Source organism: Streptomyces sp. CRN 30 (assembly GCF_034105845.1).
This window is the reverse complement of record NZ_JAVRHI010000023.1, coordinates 13541-31820: the sequence shown is the minus strand read 5'-3', so window position 1 is coordinate 31820 and position 18280 is coordinate 13541. Positions and strand designations below refer to the sequence as shown.

General features: G+C 71.2%; 13 protein-coding genes. All 13 read right to left on the bottom strand.

Going from position 1 to position 18280, the window contains the following annotated elements:
- Positions 1-386: 386 nt before the first annotated feature.
- The 13 genes from UW392_RS02975 to UW392_RS02915 all read right to left on the bottom strand — a co-directional run bounded on the left by UW392_RS02975 (position 387) and on the right by UW392_RS02915 (position 18158).
- A complete protein-coding gene (locus UW392_RS02975) occupies positions 387-1172 on the bottom strand; it encodes a TIGR03936 family radical SAM-associated protein (RefSeq protein WP_320773254.1) in 786 nt (261 codons plus the stop codon).
- 48 nt (positions 1173-1220) lie between these two features.
- On the bottom strand, positions 1221-2168 hold the full coding sequence (locus tag UW392_RS02970) for a hypothetical protein (protein WP_320773253.1): 948 nt from the start codon (positions 2166-2168) through the stop codon (positions 1221-1223).
- Between the two features lie 61 nt (positions 2169-2229).
- A complete protein-coding gene (locus UW392_RS02965; RefSeq protein ID WP_320773252.1) occupies positions 2230-4188 on the bottom strand; it encodes a TIGR03960 family B12-binding radical SAM protein in 1959 nt (652 codons plus the stop codon).
- Between the two features lie 45 nt (positions 4189-4233).
- Positions 4234-5772, bottom strand: coding sequence for a CYTH and CHAD domain-containing protein (locus UW392_RS02960; protein WP_320773251.1), 1539 nt, complete (start codon positions 5770-5772; stop codon positions 4234-4236).
- A gap of 103 nt (positions 5773-5875) precedes the next feature.
- The gene (gene rodA, locus UW392_RS02955) at positions 5876-7075 is read right to left on the bottom strand and encodes a rod shape-determining protein RodA (RefSeq protein ID WP_320773250.1); all 1200 of its coding nucleotides are present in this window, start codon (positions 7073-7075) and stop codon (positions 5876-5878) included.
- Between the two features lie 34 nt (positions 7076-7109).
- Positions 7110-9524, bottom strand: a complete 2415-nt coding sequence (gene mrdA / locus UW392_RS02950; protein ID WP_320773249.1) for a penicillin-binding protein 2 — start codon at positions 9522-9524, stop codon at positions 7110-7112.
- Positions 9525-9576: 52 nt separating this feature from the next.
- Positions 9577-10242 carry a rod shape-determining protein MreD gene (gene mreD / locus UW392_RS02945; RefSeq protein ID WP_320773248.1) on the bottom strand — a complete coding sequence of 222 codons (666 nt, stop codon included), beginning with the start codon at positions 10240-10242 and terminating at the stop codon, positions 9577-9579.
- 12 nt (positions 10243-10254) lie between these two features.
- Positions 10255-11199 (bottom strand): rod shape-determining protein MreC, encoded by a 945-nt coding sequence (mreC, locus tag UW392_RS02940; protein ID WP_320773247.1) that lies wholly within the window; start codon positions 11197-11199, stop codon positions 10255-10257.
- 213 nt (positions 11200-11412) lie between these two features.
- Positions 11413-12432 (bottom strand): rod shape-determining protein, encoded by a 1020-nt coding sequence (locus UW392_RS02935; RefSeq protein WP_006133575.1) that lies wholly within the window; start codon positions 12430-12432, stop codon positions 11413-11415.
- Positions 12433-13001: 569 nt separating this feature from the next.
- Positions 13002-13415, bottom strand: a complete 414-nt coding sequence (ndk, locus tag UW392_RS02930) for a nucleoside-diphosphate kinase (protein ID WP_320773246.1) — start codon at positions 13413-13415, stop codon at positions 13002-13004.
- A 92-nt stretch (positions 13416-13507) separates the two neighbouring features.
- A complete protein-coding gene (locus UW392_RS02925; protein WP_320773245.1) occupies positions 13508-13864 on the bottom strand; it encodes a DUF4233 domain-containing protein in 357 nt (118 codons plus the stop codon).
- Between the two features lie 6 nt (positions 13865-13870).
- Complete coding sequence (folC, locus tag UW392_RS02920) at positions 13871-15328, bottom strand: bifunctional tetrahydrofolate synthase/dihydrofolate synthase (protein ID WP_414495478.1); 1458 nt, start codon at positions 15326-15328, stop codon at positions 13871-13873.
- Positions 15329-15506: 178 nt separating this feature from the next.
- A complete protein-coding gene (locus UW392_RS02915) occupies positions 15507-18158 on the bottom strand; it encodes a valine--tRNA ligase (protein WP_320773243.1) in 2652 nt (883 codons plus the stop codon).
- Positions 18159-18280 lie beyond the last annotated feature (122 nt).

The window sequence follows — 18280 nt, the reverse complement described above, 5'->3', positions numbered from 1 at the left end:
GTCACGGTCTCCGCCTGCGTCCCGTCGCCCGCCGCGGGCGGACCCGCGGGGCGGGACGCGGCACGACGGCGCCGGCGCGGCGGCAGGGTGTCGCTGGGGGTGTTGTGGTCGGAACCCTCGGTGGATTCGTTCGGTTCGAGCATGCGGGCGGTTCTCCCGTCAGGCTCCCGGGCGCCGCGCCCGGTCCGGCGATGCCGGTGACGTCCGCGGCTCGCGCGGTGCGCGGTGCCGCCGTCCGGGACGCGGGCGCCGCACGGGAGCTCATCGTGTCCTGTCTCGCCGGTTCCGTACGCGATGTACGCACGGCCTGGCGAAAGTCTTCTGGTCGGTGCGCTGCCCGACCCAGGTGGCTCCCGAGTCCGAGGGCGGCGCTGTGACGTCCGTCCCTACGCGGGACCTTCCACCGCCGGCGCCGTCGCGGCGGCAGCGGCCGTCTCGAGGAGCGGCGCTGCCTCGCGGTCGGGCGCGAGCGGGTCGGTCACCGTGCCGGCCCCTGCATCGAACAGCCCCTGCGCCAGCCTGGTCACCGCTGCGGGGACCGGCGGCGCCAGGTCGGCCACGGCGCGGAGACCGGACAGGACGTCGTCGGGTCGTACGGCAGGCGTCACGTGCCGAACAACCAGCCGCAGTATCGCACAGGGCTGGTCGGTCGGCCTATCAGCCCGGGGACCGTGCGTCTCCGGGCTCACGTCGAGTTTCACCACGGCGGGGCGGGCGTCGAAGGCCCGCATGCCCTTCTTGGTCTGGCGCTCGACCTCCACGGTCTCGGCCGCCTCGAAGGCCGCCACCGCGCGCCCGGCCTCCTCGGGACTCACGCCGTCGAGGCGCAGTTCCCACACGGAGGCGGTGAGCCGGTCGGCGAGGCCCGGGGTGCGGGCCTCCACCGCGTCCACGATGTCGAGCCCGGCGGGCAGCGACTCGTCGAGCAGCTCGCGCAGCTTCTCGGGATCGCGCGCTTCGGTGAGCGCGATCTCCAGGTACTCCGCCTCACTGCCCGTGCCGGTGGGTGCGGCATTGGCGTACGACACCTTCGGGTGCGGCGTGAACCCCGCCGAGTACGCCATGGGCACCTCGGCGCGGCGCAACGCACGCTCGAAGGCGCGCTGGAAGTCACGGTGGCTGGTGAACCGGAGGCGGCCGCGCTTGGTGTAGCGCAGTCGGATGCGCTGCACCACCGGTGCGGGCGGCGGGCCTTCGGGCTGTCGCTTGCCCAGTGTCGCTCAGTCCTTCGTGAGTGCGGTCGTACTGCTACCTAGAGTACGTGCCTGTGGGCGTCCTGGTTCCCTGTGGGCCGCCTCTTGATGCCCCACCGGTCGCTCGGGCGCACCGAGCAGCAGGCGCCGGACGTCGGCCCGGGCCCGGCGGACGGAGTCACGCACCGGGGCGAGCACCTGGCGCGCGGCGCGTCCCACGGCGCGTGCGGCGGCGGCCGCGGGCCGCCAGACGACGTCCCGCACCACATGCCCGACCGGTGTCAGCACGTTCCGGTAGGTCCAGCGCACCGGTTCGACGAGGATCCACCGGAGGAGGGTGCCGAAGAACCGGCCGACGGCCCGCGACACGTACCCGGCGATCCGCCAGGCGTGCCGCAGCGCGTCCCGCACCTCACGGCCGATGACGGCGAGCACGCGGCCGGCGGGGACGAGGATCCACCGCCAGAGGGCGAGCGCGGGCAGGACGAACAGGACGCGTGCCGTCCAGTACAGGGTGAGCCCGATGCCGCGCCCGACGGGTGCCAGTACGTAGCGGTACAGCCCCACCGAGGGCACGACGACGAGGACCCGCCCCAGCCACGCCAGCCCGCGCCCCAGGGGCGTCAGCGCGTGTCGGTACACCCACCGGGCAGGCACCACGAGCAGGACGTACCCGAGCCACCCGAGCGCCTTGCCGACCGGCACGAGGACGTACCGCCCCAGGGCCACCCACGGCCAGACGAACAGGGCCCTGCCCACCCACAGCAACGCACGCCCCGCCGGCCGCAGCACGGTGTCCCGCAGCACCCGCCCGACGGCCACCAGCGCGTCCCACAGCAGCCGGACGGGTACGACGACCACGAGCGCCACGATCCGCACGGGCAGCCGGATCGCGGTGACCAGGCAACCCTCCGCGGGAGCGCCGGCGGGAGCTGGGGCTGGCTGCTTCCGGGCAGCCGGTTTCTCGAGGTCCATATTCACCCGGACGCTCCCAGCCCCCCGCGCGTTGCGCCCCGCGTCCGGTTCGTGCGCCCGGTCAGCCGGCCGTCGCCGGCTTCTTCACCGTCAGCGGCAGGAGCTTCTTGCCCGTGGGGCCGATCTGGATGGAGGTGTCCATCGCGGGACACACCCCGCAATCGAAGCACGGCGTCCACCGGCAGTCCTCGACCTCGGTCTCGTCGAGGGCGTCCTGCCAGTCCTCCCAGAGCCAGTCCTTGTCGAGACCGGAGTCCAGGTGGTCCCAGGGCAGGACCTCCTCGTAGGAGCGCTCACGGGTCGTGTACCAGTCGACGTCCACGCCGAAGGGGGCGAGGGCCTTGTCGGCGCAGTTCATCCAGCGGTCGTAGCTGAAGTGCTCGCGCCAGCCGTCGAAGCGGCCGCCGTCCTCGTAGACCGCGCGGATGACGGCGCCGATGCGGCGGTCGCCGCGGGAGAGCAGGCCCTCGACGATGCCGGGCTTGCCGTCGTGGTAGCGGAAGCCGATGGAGCGGCCGTACTTCTTGTCGCCGCGGATCTTGTCGCGGAGCTTCTCCAGGCGGGCGTCCGTCTCCTCGGCGGAGAGCTGCGGGGCCCACTGGAAGGGGGTGTGGGGCTTGGGGACGAAGCCGCCGATCGACACCGTGCAGCGGATGTCGCCCGCGCCGGAGACCTCGCGGCCCTTGGCGATGACGTTGGCCGCCATGTCGGCGATCTGGAGCACGTCCTCGTCGGTCTCGGTGGGCAGGCCGCACATGAAGTACAGCTTCACCTGGCGCCAGCCGTTGCCGTAGGCGGTGGCGACCGTGCGGATCAGGTCGTCCTCCGAGACCATCTTGTTGATGACCTTGCGCATGCGCTCGGAGCCGCCCTCGGGGGCGAAGGTGAGACCGGAGCGGCGGCCGTTGCGCGTCAGCTCGTTGGCCAGGTCGACGTTGAAGGCGTCGACACGGGTGGACGGGAGCGAGAGGCCGATCTTGTCTTCCTCGTAGCGGTCCGCGAGGCCCTTGGCGACGTCACCGATCTCCGAGTGGTCCGCCGAGGAGAGGGAGAGCAGGCCCACCTCCTCGAAGCCGGTGGCCTTCAGGCCCTTCTCGACCATCTCGCCGATGCCCGTGATGGAGCGCTCGCGGACCGGGCGGGTGATCATGCCGGCCTGGCAGAAGCGGCAGCCGCGGGTGCAGCCGCGGAAGATCTCCACGGACATGCGCTCGTGCACCGTCTCGGCGAGCGGCACGAGGGGCTGCTTGGGGTAGGGCCACTCGTCGAGGTCCATGACCGTGTGCTTGGAGATGCGCCACGGGACGCCGGACCGGTTCGGCACGACGCGGGCGATGCGGCCGTCGGGGAGGTACTCGACGTCGTAGAACGCCGGGATGTAGACCGAGCCGGTCTTCGCGAGGCGGAGGAGGACCTCCTCGCGGCCTCCCGGCCGGCCCTCCGCCTTCCACTCGCGGACGATCCGCGTCATGTCGAGCACGGCCTGCTCGCCGTCGCCGATGACCGCCGCGTCGATGAAGTCGGCGATCGGCTCGGGGTTGAAGGCGGCGTGGCCGCCGGCCAGCACGATCGGGTCGTCGACCGTACGGTCCTTCGACTCCAGCGGGATGCCCGCGAGGTCGAGCGCGGTCAGCATGTTCGTGTAGCCGAGCTCGGTGGAGAAGCTGAGGCCGAACACGTCGAAGGCCTTCACCGGGCGGTGGCTGTCCACCGTGAACTGCGGGACGCCGTGCTCCCGCATCAGCGCCTCCAGGTCCGGCCAGACGCTGTAGGTGCGCTCGGCGAGGACGCCCTCCTGCTCGTTGAGGACCTCGTAGAGGATCATGACGCCCTGGTTGGGCAGTCCGACCTCGTAGGCGTCGGGGTACATGAGCGCCCAGCGGACGTCGGTGGACTCCCACGGCTTGACGGTGGAGTTCAGTTCTCCGCCGACGTACTGGATCGGCTTCTGCACGTGCGGGAGCAGAGCTTCCAGCTGCGGGAACACAGACTCTGCGGTCGCAGCGACTTCGGCAGGCATCTCGCGGACCTTTGTGAGCGTTACGGATCTGACAGGGGTGGCCATCTAGCGTAACGCGGCTCGCGACATCGTCTCGTACGCCTCCGGCAGCGCCGCCTCAGCCTGGGCCGCCCGTCGCTCCTCCCGGCCGTACAGCACGCCGTAGGTGAAGGAGCTCTCCCCGGCCGCGTGGGCCTGGGCCGCCACCTCGCGCAGGGCGAGCCGGGCCATGACGCTGTCCTGGTGCTCGCCGAGCAGGCTCTGCAGGGCCTTCATGTCGCGGACCCGCTCCGCGAAGTCGTCGCGCGGGCCCGCGGTCGCCGCCTCCGCCGCGTAACGGGCGCGCTTGGCCTTCTTGCGGGCCTCGTGCAGGGCCAGGTCGCGGTCGTCGCCGGGCGGGACGTCCAGGGCCTCCCGGACGAGACCGAACACACGCTCGACCTCTCGGCGCACGGTCCCGTCGAGCACCTTCCCGGGGTCACCGGCGGCGGCCCCGCGCAGCGGCGGGCCGTCGATCAGGGCGTCCAGCGCGCCCAGCAGGGCCAGGTAGCGCTCGCCGTCCAGCACGGCGAGCACGCGGCGGCGGGAGCCGGAGCGGCGGGCGTGGGACCAGGTGCGCAGGCGGGTGCGGACCGGGCCGGCGAGGAGGGGGCGCGGCAGGTCGTCCAGGGCGGCCGTGAGGCGTTCGGCGAGCACCTCCTGGTCCCGTCCCGCGCCCAGCTCCTCGGCCAGCCACTTCAGCTCCGCGCCGACGGGATCGGTGACGACGCGGTCCAGGACCTTGGCGTACGACCGGAAGCTGCTGCGCAGGCGGCGGGTGGCGACGCGCATGGCGTGCACGGAGTCCGGCAGGTCACGGCGTACGGCGGGGTCGAGGGCGACGATGGCGTCGCGCTGGGCGCGCACGTAGGCGAGGACGGGGTCCGCGGCGGTCGCGGGGCGCCCGGCGGTCCTCCCGGAGCGCTCGGGCGGCTCGGGCGCCTCGCGGCCGGGTGCCGTCTCGCGCAGGGCCCGGGCCAGCTTGGAGGACGAGGCGGACGGCCGTATGCCGGCCTTGCGCAGTTTCTTGTCGACCTTGTCGAGCAGCGCCGGGTCCCCGCCGTCGGCCAGTTCCACCTCGATCTCGGACCACTGGACGCCGCGCCCGCCGTCGGTGAGCCGCTCGGCCCGGACGGAATCGATGCTCACCTCGGCGAGGAGGACGCCGTCCGCGTCGAGCAGGTCACGCACGTCGCGCGAGGAGCGCAGCCGGACCAGGGGCACCAGCTCGGCCTCACGGACCCGGGAGCGCACGAGCCGGGCGAGGGCGCGGGGCAGGGTGTCGGAGAGCGGGGCCCGTATCTCGTCCCGGACGCCGACGGAGACGGGGAACTTCAGGTGCCACCCGGCGTCGTCGCCCCCCGTGCGCCGGCGCAGGGTGACCGCGGCCGCGGCGAGGCGCTCGTCGGGCGTGTCGTAGTAGACGGCGTCCAGTTCGGCGACGCCCTTGTCGACGACGGTCGCCACCCCGGCGACACCGGTCAGGTCGGGCAGACCGCTCTCGTCCGACTCGTACTTACGCTCGATCTCGCGCTTGGTCTCCACCTTGCGCTTCGCCTCCGCCATGCCCCGAATGTAGTGGCCCGCCGGGCCGTTGGGCAGCCCGGGTCCGGACAGGGACGGGAAGCGTGCCCGGCACGGTCCCCGCCCCGCGGAACCCCTACGCGGACTACGCGGACAGGGGCCGCTGCACCCGGATCGACTGCAGCAGCCCGACCGCCACCCAGACCGCGAACATCGACGATCCGCCGTACGACACGAAGGGCAGCGGCAGACCGGCCACCGGCATGATGCCGAGGGTCATCCCGATGTTCTCGAAGGACTGGAAGGCGAACCAGGCGATGATGCCGGCGGCGACGATCGTGCCGTACAGCTCGGTCGTCTCGCGGGCGATGCGGCAGGCGCGCCACAGCACGATGCCGAGCAGGATGATGATCAGGGCGCCCCCGACGAAGCCGAGTTCCTCGCCGGCGACCGTGAAGACGAAGTCCGTCTGCTGTTCGGGCACGAACTGGCCGGTGGTCTGCGAGCCCTGGCCGAGGCCGGTGCCGAACAGGCCGCCTGAGCCGATGGCGATGCGCGCCTGGTTGGTGTTGTAGCCGACGCCCGCGGGGTCGAGCTCGGGGTTGGCGAAGGCGGCGAACCGGTTGATCTGGTACTCGTCGAGGATCTTCAGCTGCCAGACGGCGATCGCGCCGGCCACGCCGGTGCCGATCAGCCCGAAGATCCAGCGGTTGGACGCGCCGGAGGCAAGCAGCACGCCGAGCACCAGCACGACCATGACCATGACCGAGCCGAGGTCGGGCATGAGCAGCACGACCGCTATCGGCACGGCGGCCAGGCCGAGCGCCTGCAGGACCGTGCGGTGGTCGGGGTGGGGCCGGTCGCCCGCGTCGACCCGTGCCGCGAGCAGCATCGCCATGCCCAGGATGATCGTGACCTTCACGAACTCCGAGGGCTGCAGCGAGAAGCCGCCGGGCAACCGGATCCAGGCGTGCGCGCCGTTGATGGTCGCCCCGAGCGGGGTGAGCACCAGCAGCACCAGGGCTACCGAGACGCCGTACAGGATCGGCACCGCCCCGCGCAGGGTGCGGTGGCCGAGCCAGACGGTGGCGACCATCAGGGCGAAGCCGATGCCGGTGTTGAGGAGGTGCCGGGTGAGGAAGTAGTAGGGGTCGCCCTGGTTGAGCTCGGTGCGGTTGCGGGTCGCCGAGTAGACGAGGACCGCGCCGAGGAACGACAGCGCGAGGGCGCACAGCAGTATCGGCCAGTCGAGCCGGCGGGCGAGCGAGTCGCGGGCGGCCAGCCGGGCCCAGCCGGACCGCTGGGGCCCGTACCCGGAGACGGAGAAGCTGTTCGCGCCGGTCATGCGGTGGTCCCCCGCCTCGTGTCGCGGCGGCCGCTCATGCGGTGCTCCTCCGCCTCTGGTCGCCCCTGCGCCCCCTGCCGCCCCCGTGGCGGGCCGAGCGCCTGCGGGCGTCGCGGTTGCCGCCGGCCGGGGTGTTCACGGTGGCCGGCGGAACGTCGGTGTGCCCGGTGGCCGGCGGAACGCCGCCGGTCAGGACGGCCGCCCGGAGGCCGGTGTCCACGACGGCCGCCGGGGCGCCGGTGGGGAGGGCGGCCGGGGTGACGCCGGTGTCCGGCGCGGCCGTGGAGCCGTCGAACACCACCGGCTGCGCGCTCTCCTCGGCGGCCTTCTTCTTGTCCTCCTCGGAGGGGTACTCGTCGATCCTGGGCGCGTCGATCGACCCGTCGGACCCGATCTCCGGCAGGTCCTCCTGCGGGGTGAACAGCAGCGCCTTCTTCTTGTCGATCTCGCCCTCCTCCGAGACGCCGTACAGCGCGTTGTAGAGCTTGCGCACGGCCGGGGCGGAGGCGCCGGAGCCCGTACCGCCCTGGGAGATCGTCATGACGATGGAGTAGTCCTTGGTGTACGTGGCGAACCACGAGGTGGTCTGCTTGCCGTAGACCTCCGCGGTGCCCGTCTTGGCGTGCAGCGGGATCTCGTCCTGCGGCCAGCCCTGGAACCGCCAGGCGGCCGAACCACGGGTCACGACGCCCTCCAGGGCACCGTCCACGGCCTGGAGCGTCTTCTTGGACATCGGCAGCTTGCCGTGCGCCTCGGGCGCGATCTCCTGGACGTCCTTGCCGTCGGCGCTGATGACGGCCTTGCCGACGGTGGGGTTGTACAGCGTGCCGCCGTTGGAGATCGCCGCGTAGATCGACGCCATCTGTATCGGGGTGACGAGGGTGTCGCCCTGTCCGATGGAGTAGTTGACGGAGTCACCGGCGCGCAGCCTGTTGCCCTCGAGGCAGTTCTCGTAGGCGATCTGCTCGGCGTAGTCGCCGTCCTTCTTGCCGGTCCTGCACCAGGCGTCCTTGTTGGCCGTCCAGTAGTCGAGCTTCCACTGGCGGTCGGGGACCCGGCCGGTGACCTCGTTGGGCAGGTCGATGCCGGTCTCCGCGCCGAGGCCGAACTGGTGGGCGGTCTTGTAGAACCAGTCGTGCGCGTTCTTCTTGGGCTCGGTGCCGCCGTCCTTCTTCCACTCCTCGTGGGCGAGGCGGTAGTAGACGCTGTCGCAGGAGACCTCCAGGGCCCGGCCGAGGCTGATGGGGCCGTATCCCTTGGACTCGAAGTTGTTGAAGACCTGGCCGCCGATCGCGTACGAGCTCGAGCAGTTGTGCGGGCCCTCGAAGGAGTAGCCGGCCTGTATGGCCGCGGCCGTCGAGATGACCTTGAAGATGGAGCCGGGCGCCGACTGGCCCTGGATGGCCCGGTTCAGCAGCGGGTAGTTGGACTCCTTGCCGGTGAGCTCCGTGTAGTCCTTGGCGGAGATGCCGCCGACCCAGGCGTTCGGGTCGTACGTCGGGTTGGACGCCATGGCGACCACGCGGCCGGTCTTCGCCTCCATCACGACGATCGCGCCGGAGTCGGCCTTGTAGTTGGTCCCGGTGTTCCGGTCGTTCTCCTTGCGGGCCGCCTTCATGGCCTCGTTGAGCTCGTACTCGGCGATGCGCTGCACCCGGGCGTCGATGCTGGTGACCAGGTTGTCGCCGGGCCTGCCCGGGTCGTTCTCGGCCTCCCCCATGACCCGGCCGAGGTTGTCGACCTCGTACCGGGTGACGCCGGCCTTGCCGCGCAGCTGCGCGTCGTACTGGCGCTCCAGGCCGGAGCGGCCGACCTGGTCGGAGCGCAGGTACGGCGAGTCGCTGTCCTGGGCCTGCTGGATCTCCTCGTCCGTGACGGGCGAGAGGTAGCCGAGCACCTGGGCGGTGTTGGCCTCGCCGGGGGCCGCGTAACGGCGCACGGCCTGCGGCTCGGCGGTGATGCCGGGGAAGTCCTCGGCGCGCTCGCGGATCTGCAGGGCCTGCTTGGGCGTGGCCTCGTCGGTGATGGGGATCGGCTGGTACGGGGAGCCGTTCCAGCAGGGCTGCGGGGTCTCGGCGTCGCACAGCCGGACCTTGTCCATGGCTTCCTCGGGCGTTATCCCCAGGACGCCGGCCAGCTTGGTGAGGACCGCCTCGCCGTCGTCCCGCATCTTCATCAGCTCGGTGCGGGACGCGGAGACCACCAGGCGGGTCTCGTTGTCGGCGATGGGCACCCCGCGCGCGTCGAGGATCGAACCGCGCACGGCGGGCTGGACGACCTGCTGCACGTGGTTGCCGGAGGCTTCCTTGGCGTAGGTGTCGCCCTCGCGGATCTGGAGGTACCACAGGCGTCCGCCGAGCGTCGCGAGCAGGGAGACGACGAGGACCTGGATGACGACGAGCCGGACCTGCACCCGTGGGGTCCGCCCGGTCTCCGGGATGTTGGTCATGCGTTCCCCCTCTCCCGGCGCACGCTGTCCGCCGTGGTCGACTGCCGTACTGTCACAGTCGCTTGACTCCCTTGATGCGTCCGGCGCGCGCCGTGCGCGCCCTGGCCGTCTTCATCCGCCCGCCGCGCTGCGGGCCGATGCGCAGGCCGGTCCCGGAGGAGAGCCAGCCGGAGGAGACGTCGGCCGCCTTGGCCGAGTTCGCCTCGTCGAGCGGGTCGTTGTCGGCGCGCCGCGCCAGCGCCATGATCCCCGGGACCACGAACGGGGCGAGCAGCAGGTCGTACAGGGCGGCCGTGAACACCAGCCCCGGCAGGCCCACATGGCGGGCCGCGGTGTCGCCGACGAGGGCGCCGACGCCCGCGTACAGCAGGGTCGTGCCGATCGCGGCGGCGGCCACGACGGCCAGCGAGCCGGTCGCGGACTTCAGCCGGCCGTTGTCCGGCTTCACCAGTCCGACCAGGTAGCCGACGACGCACAGCACGAGGGCGTAGCGGCCCGCGGCGTGGTCGGCGGGCGGGGCCAGGTCGGAGAGGAGTCCCGCGCCGAAGCCGACGAGGGCGCCGCCGACGTGCCCGTACACCAGGGCGAGGCCGAGGACGGTGAGGAGGACCAGGTCCGGGACGGCGCCGGGGAGCTGGAGGCGGGCGAGGACGCTCACCTGGAGCACCGTGGCGACGACCACCAGGGTGGTGGAGAGCAGCATCCGGTTGAGGCGCATGGGAATCGGCTCCTACTGCTCTTGCGGCTGTCCGTCGACGGGCGCACCGGGGGACGGGGTGACCGTCACCGTCACGGTCGGCGTGGGCGTGGCCTTCGGCTGGGGCGGCAGGACGGTGTCCCGCGGGTCCTTGCGCGGCGCCTCGACCACGACCCCGACGAGGTCGAGCTTGGTGAGTCCGGCGAACGGCTCGACGTACACGGTGCGGGTCAGGTCGCCGCCGGAGGGGTCGACGCGGGAGATCACCCCGACGGGCACGCCCGGCACGAACGGCCGGTCGGCCTGCGAGCCGAAGGTGACGAGGCGGTCGCCCTTCTTCACCTTGGCCTTGCCGTTGAGGAGTTCGACGCGCAGCGGCCGGTCGCCCTGTCCGGAGGCGAAGCCGAGCTCGTCGGTGGTCTCCATACGGGTGCCGACCGTGAAGTCGGGGTCGTTGGCGAGGAGCACGGTCGCGGTGTCCGGTCCGACGGTGGTGACGCGGCCGACCAGTCCGTCGCCGTTCAGTACGGTCATGTCGCGCTCGACGCCGTCGTTCGAGCCGATGTCGATGGTCACGGTCCAGGAGAAGCCCTGGGCCGCTCCTATGCCGATGACCTCGGCGCCCTTGATGCCGTACTGCCCGCCCGCGGCGGCCTTCAGTATCTTGTCGAGCTGTTTCACGCGGCTGCGGTTGCGGTCGTCGCTGCCGAGCGCCGCCTTCAGTTCGGCGTTCTCCTTCTCCAGCGTGGCCAGCCGGTCGTGGCGGGAGCCGGAGTCACGGACCGCGGAGATCGCGTTGCCGATCGGGTCGACGGCGTTGGCGACCCCGTTCTCGATCGGCCCGAAGACCGTGGCCGCGGCCTGACGGGCACCGTCGACCGGTGAGTCCTCCCCGCCGCGGATGTCCACCGTGATCAGTGCGAACGAGATGGCGACCAGCAGCACCAGGAGCAGCCGGCTCTCTCGAGAGTCCCTCACGTGCGGCGGCCGTGCCTTCCTCATCGGAATGGATCTGGATCAGCGAATGGACCATGAACGGTCCATCAGGGATCAACAGGGAACACCCCGAGCGAGAGTCTCGCGGTGGTGCTGCGGGAACTCTCGCGGGTGTTGTGCGGAGCATATGCTTCAGAATCAACGATCCGCCGCACAAGAAGGGATCGTCTCGTACGGCGGAATCGAAGTGTTACGTCATCTGCGGGGCTGGGCGTCGAGCACCTGCTGCAACGCCTCGAACTCCTCGACGCACTTGCCGGAGCCGAGCGCCACGCTGTCCAGCGGGTCCTCGGCGATGTGGATGGGCATTCCGGTCTCCCGGCGCAGCCGCTCGTCCAGGCCGCGCAGCAGGGCGCCGCCGCCGGTGAGGACGATGCCGCGGTCCATGATGTCGCCGGACAGCTCGGGCGGGCACTTGTCGAGGGTCGTCTTGACCGCGTCGACGATGGCGTTGACGGGCTCCTCGATGGCCTTGCGCACCTCGGCCGCGGAGATCACCACGGTCTTGGGCAGCCCGGAGACCAGGTCGCGGCCACGGATCTCGGTGTGCTCGTCAGTGTCCAGGTCGTACGCGGAACCGATCGTGATCTTGATCTGTTCGGCCGTCCGCTCACCGAGGAGGAGCGAGTACTCCTTCTTGATGTGCTGGATGATCGCGTTGTCCAGCTCGTCGCCCGCGACGCGGATCGACTGCGCCGTGACGATTCCGCCGAGCGAGATGACCGCGACCTCCGTGGTGCCGCCGCCGATGTCCACCACCATGTTGCCCGTGGCCTCGTGGACCGGCAGGCCGGAACCGATGGCCGCGGCCATGGGCTCCTCGATGATGTGCACCTGGCGGGCGCCGGCCTGGGACGACGCCTCGATGACGGCACGGCGCTCGACGCCGGTGATGCCGGACGGCACACAGACGACGACGCGCGGCCGGGCGAGGTACCTCCGCTTGTGGATCTTCAGGATGAAGTAGCGGAGCATCCGCTCGGTGATCTCGAAGTCGGCGATGACGCCGTCCTTGAGCGGGCGCACGGCGACGATGTTGCCGGGCGTCCGGCCGATCATCTTCTTGGCTTCCGCGCCGACCGCGAGAATTCCACCGGTGTTCGTATTGATCGCGACGACGGACGGCTCGTTGAGTACGATCCCGCGACCCCTGACGTACACCAGCGTGTTGGCGGTCCCGAGGTCGACAGCCATGTCACGGCCGATGAACGACATTGAGTTCCCCATCAGGATTCGTCTGGCCTTCCCGAAGTGGAGCACTGACGGCTTTTCGGGTCGGCGAAGTGGGTGCTGTGACGTGAAGGCTTACATCGTAGTCTCGCCCGCACGAACACTGCGCGAGGGTCTTCGCCATTGTCAGCAGATGACGTGTCGCCTCGCTTGTGGAGACGAGCGTTCGGGGGGTTCCGTTCCCCCGCACGCCACGCGTATGCCGAAGAGATGGGGGGATTCGGAGGGGATGTGGCCCGTGGGGTGTGCGCCGGTCCGTGCGACGGGGCGGCAGCGCTCCGGGGCGCCGCGAGTGCCCTGCGGGTGGCCGGGCAGGGAGGGGGGCCTTCGGGCAACCGGGGGACGCCGGGTGCCCGGGCATCGCGGGTGACCTGGCAGCAGGGGTGACCGGGGATCACGGGTGACCGGTCGGGAGACGGCCTCCGGCAGCCGCGCAGGCGGTCACCTGCGGGCGGCCTCCGACGGCCCGGCCCCCTGGACCGGGCGGACGAGGCCGACCTCGGCCTTGCGTACGGGGACGGGACGGCTCGCAGCCCCGCCCCGTACGGAGGGCGTCAGGCGCGGCCGGGGAAGAAGATCTTGACCTCGCGCTCGGCGGAGTCCTCCGAGTCGGAGGCGTGGATGAGGTTCTCGCGGACGATCACGCCGTAGTCCCCGCGGATCGAACCGGGCGCGGCCGCGATCGGGTCGGTCGGGCCGGCGAGCGCGCGCACGCCCTCGATGACCCGCTCGCCCTCCACGATCAGCGCGACCACCGGGCCGGAGGCCATGAACGCGACCAGCGGCTCGTAGAACGGCTTGCCCTTGTGCTCGCCGTAGTGCTGCTCCAGCGTCTCCTGGTCCAGCGTGCGCTGCTCCAGCGCGGTGATCTGCCACCCGGCCTTGCGCTCGATACGGCTGATGATCTCGCCGGTCAGCCCGCGACGGACGGCGTCGGGCTTGAGGAGGACGAGGGTGCGCTGGCTCACGGCGGTGACTCCTTCATTCTTCACATGTGTGAGAACACGAATGTGCGGAGCTCAGAGGCTACAGGGCAGAGCCGAACACTTGTCACGCAGCGTCAGGAGGCCCCGCCCGCCGCCTCCCCCTGTGCCGCCGCGAACCGGGCCTTCGCCTCGTCGATCTTGCGCCCGTAGTGGATGGAAGCCCACCACAGCGCGGCGAAGACCGCGCCCATGAAGAACATGAGGGGGACGACGAACCCGGAGACGACGAGCGCGATCTGCAGCGCCCAGCCGAGCTGCAGCCCGCCCGGCCGCGTGATCACTCCGCACAGCAGGAGGCTGAGGACCATGGCCGCCCCGCACACCGTCCACACCGTCGTCATGGACAGGTCCGGGTCCTTCATCGCGACCAGACCGGCGAAGCCGATGACGAAGAACTCGCCGATCAGGGTCGAGGCACAGAGGGTACGCACCGGATGTCAGCCCCTTCCCAGCAGCAGCCGGGCCTCGCCGACCGTGATCACGGATCCGGTGACGAGGACGCCGCCGCCGGCGAACTCGCCCTCCTCCTCGGCAAGCGTGATCGCCTCCTCCAGGGCGTCGGGCAGCCGCGGCTCCACCTGGACCCGCTCCTCGCCGAACACCTCGACCGCGATCGCCGCCAGCTCGTCGGCGTCCATCGCGCGGTGGCTGGAGTTCTGGGTGATCACCACCTCGGCGAAGATCGGCTCGAAGGCCTCCAGGAGGCCCCGTACGTTCTTGTCGCCGCTCGCGCCGACCACGCCGATCAGCCGGCTGAAGTCGAACGCCTCGGTCACCGCCTCCGCCGTGGCCCGCGCCCCCGCGGGGTTGTGCGCGGCGTCCAGCACCACGGTCGGCGACTTCCGTACGACCTCCAGGCGGCCCGGCGAGGCCACCGACGCGAAGGCCTTGCGGACGGTGTCGATGGCGAGCGGGTCGGGCCGCTGGGAGCCGACGCCGAAGAACGCCTCGACGGCGGCGAGCGCAACCGCCGCGTTGTGCGCCTGGTAGGCGCCGTGCAGCGGCAGGAAGACCTCCTCGTACTCCCCGCCGAGGCCGCGCAGCGTCATCATCTGCCCGCCGACGGCGAGCTGCCGGGAGACGACCCCGAACTCCAGGCCCTCCCGGGCCACGGTCGCGTCCACCTCGACGGCCTTCTTCAGCAGCACCTGCGCCGCGTCCACCGGCTGCTGCGCCAGGATCACGGTCGCGTCCTGCTTGACGATGCCCGCCTTCTCGACGGCGATCTCACCCGGTGTGGAGCCGAGGCGGTCGGTGTGGTCGAGGTCGATGGGCGTCACCACGGCCACGTCCGCGTCGATCACGTTGGTGGCGTCCCAGCTGCCGCCCATGCCCACCTCGACGACGGCCACGTCGACCGGCGCGTCGGCGAAGGCCGCGTACGCCATGCCGGTGAGCACCTCGAAGAAGGAGAGCCGGTACTCCTGGCTGCCGTCCACCATCTCGACGTACGGCTTGATGTCCCGGTACGCCTCGATGAACCGCTCGGCCTCGATGGGCGCGCCGTCCAGACTGATCCGCTCGGTGATCGACTGGACGTGCGGCGAGGTGTACCGGCCGGTGCGCAGGTCGAACGCGCCGAGCAGCGCCTCGATCATGCGGGCGGTGGAGGTCTTGCCGTTGGTGCCGGTGATGTGGATCGAGGGGTACGAGCGCTGCGGCTCCCCCAGCACGTCCATCAGCGCGGCGATGCGGCTGACCGACGGCTCCAGCTTGGTCTCGCCCCAGCGGGTGGCGAGCTCGGCCTCCACCTCGCGCAGGGCCGCGTCGGTCTCGGGGTCGGCCGGGCGCGCGGGGACGTCGGCCCGCGGCGGCCCGCTCTGGGCGCGCAGGGTGCGGCTGCCCGCCTCGATGACCGCGAGGTCGGGGTCGCGGCTGGTCTCCGCCTCGATCATCTCGTCGAAGTCGTCGAGGGGATCGGGCTGCGCGTTGTTGTCGTCCGGGGGGAGCTCACTCACGGGGCCAGTCTACGGAGGAGCGACGACAACGGTCCGAGGCGCCCGGCACAGTACGCCGCGAGCCCCCAAAACGGTGTCGTTCCGGGGGCTCGCGGGTCGGCGGGGAGGCTGCCGGTCACGCCTGCGGCAGGCGCTCCAGCTGGCTCTGGATGCGCGCGATGTCCTCGTCCGCCTTGGCGAGCCGCGTGCGGATCTTCTCGACGACGTGGTCCGGGGCCTTCCCGAGGAACGCCTCGTTGCCGAGCTTGGCGGTGGCCTGGGCCTTCTCCTTCTCGGCGGCGGCCAGGTCCTTGGCCAGGCGCTTGCGCTCGGCGGCGACGTCGATCACCCCGGACAGGTCCAGCGCGACCTCGCAGCCCGCGATGGGCAGCGTCGCGGTGGCCGTGAAGCCCTCACCCTCCGGCTGCAGGCGCAGCAGCTGGCGGATGGCGGGCTCGTGGGGCGCCAGCGCCGTGCCGTCGAGGGCCAGCCGGGCCGGGACGCGCTGCCCGGGCTGAAGGCCCTGGTCGGCGCGGAAGCGACGGACCTCGGTGATGACCTGCTGCAGGGTCTCGATCTCCCGCTCGGCGCCGGCGTCACGGAAGCCGCCCGGGGCGTCAGCCCCAGGAACGGACACAGCGGTCGGCCAGTCGGCGATGACGACCGACTCGCCGCCGGTGAGCGTGGTCCAGAGCGTCTCGGTGACGAAGGGGACGATCGGGTGGAGGAGGCGGAGGGTGACGTCGAGAACCTCGCCCAGGACCCGGCCCGACACCTTCGCGGCCTCGCCGCCGCCCATGAACGTCGTCTTGGACAGCTCGACGTACCAGTCGAAGACCTCGTCCCAGGCGAAGTGGAACAGGGCGTCCGACAGCTTGGCGAACTGGTAGTCGTCGTAGAAGGCGTCGACCTCGGCGACCGTGGTGTTCAGCCGGGAGAGGATCCAGCGGTCGGTCGCCGACATCTCGGCGGCGTCCGGCAGCGGGCCCTCGACCGTGGCGCCGTTCATCAGCGCGAAGCGCGTGGCGTTCCAGATCTTGTTGGCGAAGTTGCGGGAGCCCTGGACCCAGTCCTCGCCGATCGGGACGTCCACGCCCGGGTTGGCGCCGCGGGCCAGGGTGAACCTGAGCGCGTCGGAGCCGTACTTGTCCATCCAGTCCAGCGGGTTGACCGCGTTGCCGAAGGACTTCGACATCTTCTTGCCGAACTGGTCGCGGACCATGCCGTGCAGGGCGATGGTGTGGAACGGCGGGGTGCCGTCCATCGCGTACAGGCCGAACATCATCATCCGGGCGACCCAGAAGAAGAGGATGTCGTAGCCGGTGACCAGGACGGAGTTCGGGTAGAACTTCGCGAGGCTCTCGGTCCGCTCCGGCCAGCCGAGCGTGGAGAACGGCCACAGGCCGGAGGAGAACCAGGTGTCGAGGACGTCGGTGTCCTGGTGCCAGCCCTCGCCCGTGGGCGCCTCGTCGTCGGGGCCGACGCAGACGACCTCGCCGTTCGGCCCGTACCAGACGGGGATGCGGTGACCCCACCACAGCTGGCGCGAGATGCACCAGTCGTGGAGGTTGTCGACCCAGTCGAAGTACCGCTTCTCCATCTCCTGCGGGTGGATCTTGACCTTGCCGTCGCGGACGGCGTCACCGGCGGCCTTCGCCAGCGGGCCGACCTTGACCCACCACTGCAGGGACAGGCGCGGCTCGATGGTGGTCCGGCAGCGGGAGCAGTGGCCGACCGAGTGGACGTACGGCCGCTTCTCGGCGACGATCCGGCCCTCGGCGCGCAGCGCGGCGACGATGGCGGAGCGGGCCTCCAGCCGGTCCAGGCCCTGGAAGGGGCCGGGGACCGTGATGACCGCGTGCTCGTCCATCACGGCGATGTTGGGCAGGTCGTGGCGCTGGCCGATCTCGAAGTCGTTCGGGTCGTGCGCCGGGGTGACCTTGACGGCTCCCGTGCCGAACTCCGGGTCGACGTGGGCATCGGCGACGACCGGGATGGAGCGGTCGGTGAGCGGCAGGCGGATGAGCTTGCCGACGAGGTGCTGGTACCGCTCGTCCTCGGGGTGGACGGCGACCGCCGTGTCACCGAGCATCGTCTCGGCACGGGTGGTGGCGACGACGATCGTGTCGTCCCCCTCCCCGTACTTCATGGAGACCAGCTCGCCGTCGTCGTCCTGGTAGTTGACCTCGATGTCGGAGATGGCGGTGAGGCAGCGCGGGCACCAGTTGATGATGCGCTCGGCGCGGTAGATCAGCTCGTCGTCGTAGAGCTTCTTGAAGATCGTCTGGACGGCCTGCGAGAGGCCCTCGTCCATGGTGAAGCGCTCGCGCGACCAGGCGACGCCGTCGCCGAGGCGGCGCATCTGGCCGGAGATCTGCCCGCCGGACTCGCCCTTCCACTGCCAGACGCGCTCGACGAAGGCCTCCCGGCCGAGGTCGTGGCGGGACTTGCCCTCCTTGCCCAGCTCGCGCTCGACGACGTTCTGCGTGGCGATGCCGGCGTGGTCCATGCCGGGCTGCCACAGCGTCTCGTGGCCCTGCATGCGCTTGCGGCGGGTCAGGGCGTCGATGAGGGTGTGCTCGAAGGCGTGCCCGAGGTGGAGGCTGCCCGTGACGTTCGGCGGCGGGATGACGACGGTGTACGGCGGCTTGTCGCTCTTCGCGTCCGCCTCGAAGTAACCCCGCTCCACCCAGCGCTCGTACAACGGCCCCTCTACGTCGGCCGGCGCGTACTGGGTCGGCAGTTCGGTGGTGGGCGCTGTGGGCTGCTGCTGAGGGTTCTCGGTCACGGGCCCAGTTTAGAGGTGTCACGGACCGGTCCCGAAACTCGTTTCTGTTGGTAACGGTGCGACCCCCGGTGCTTCCTGTGTGCTGGCTCTGCGTCAGGATGTCCGGAACGCTTGAAGCACCT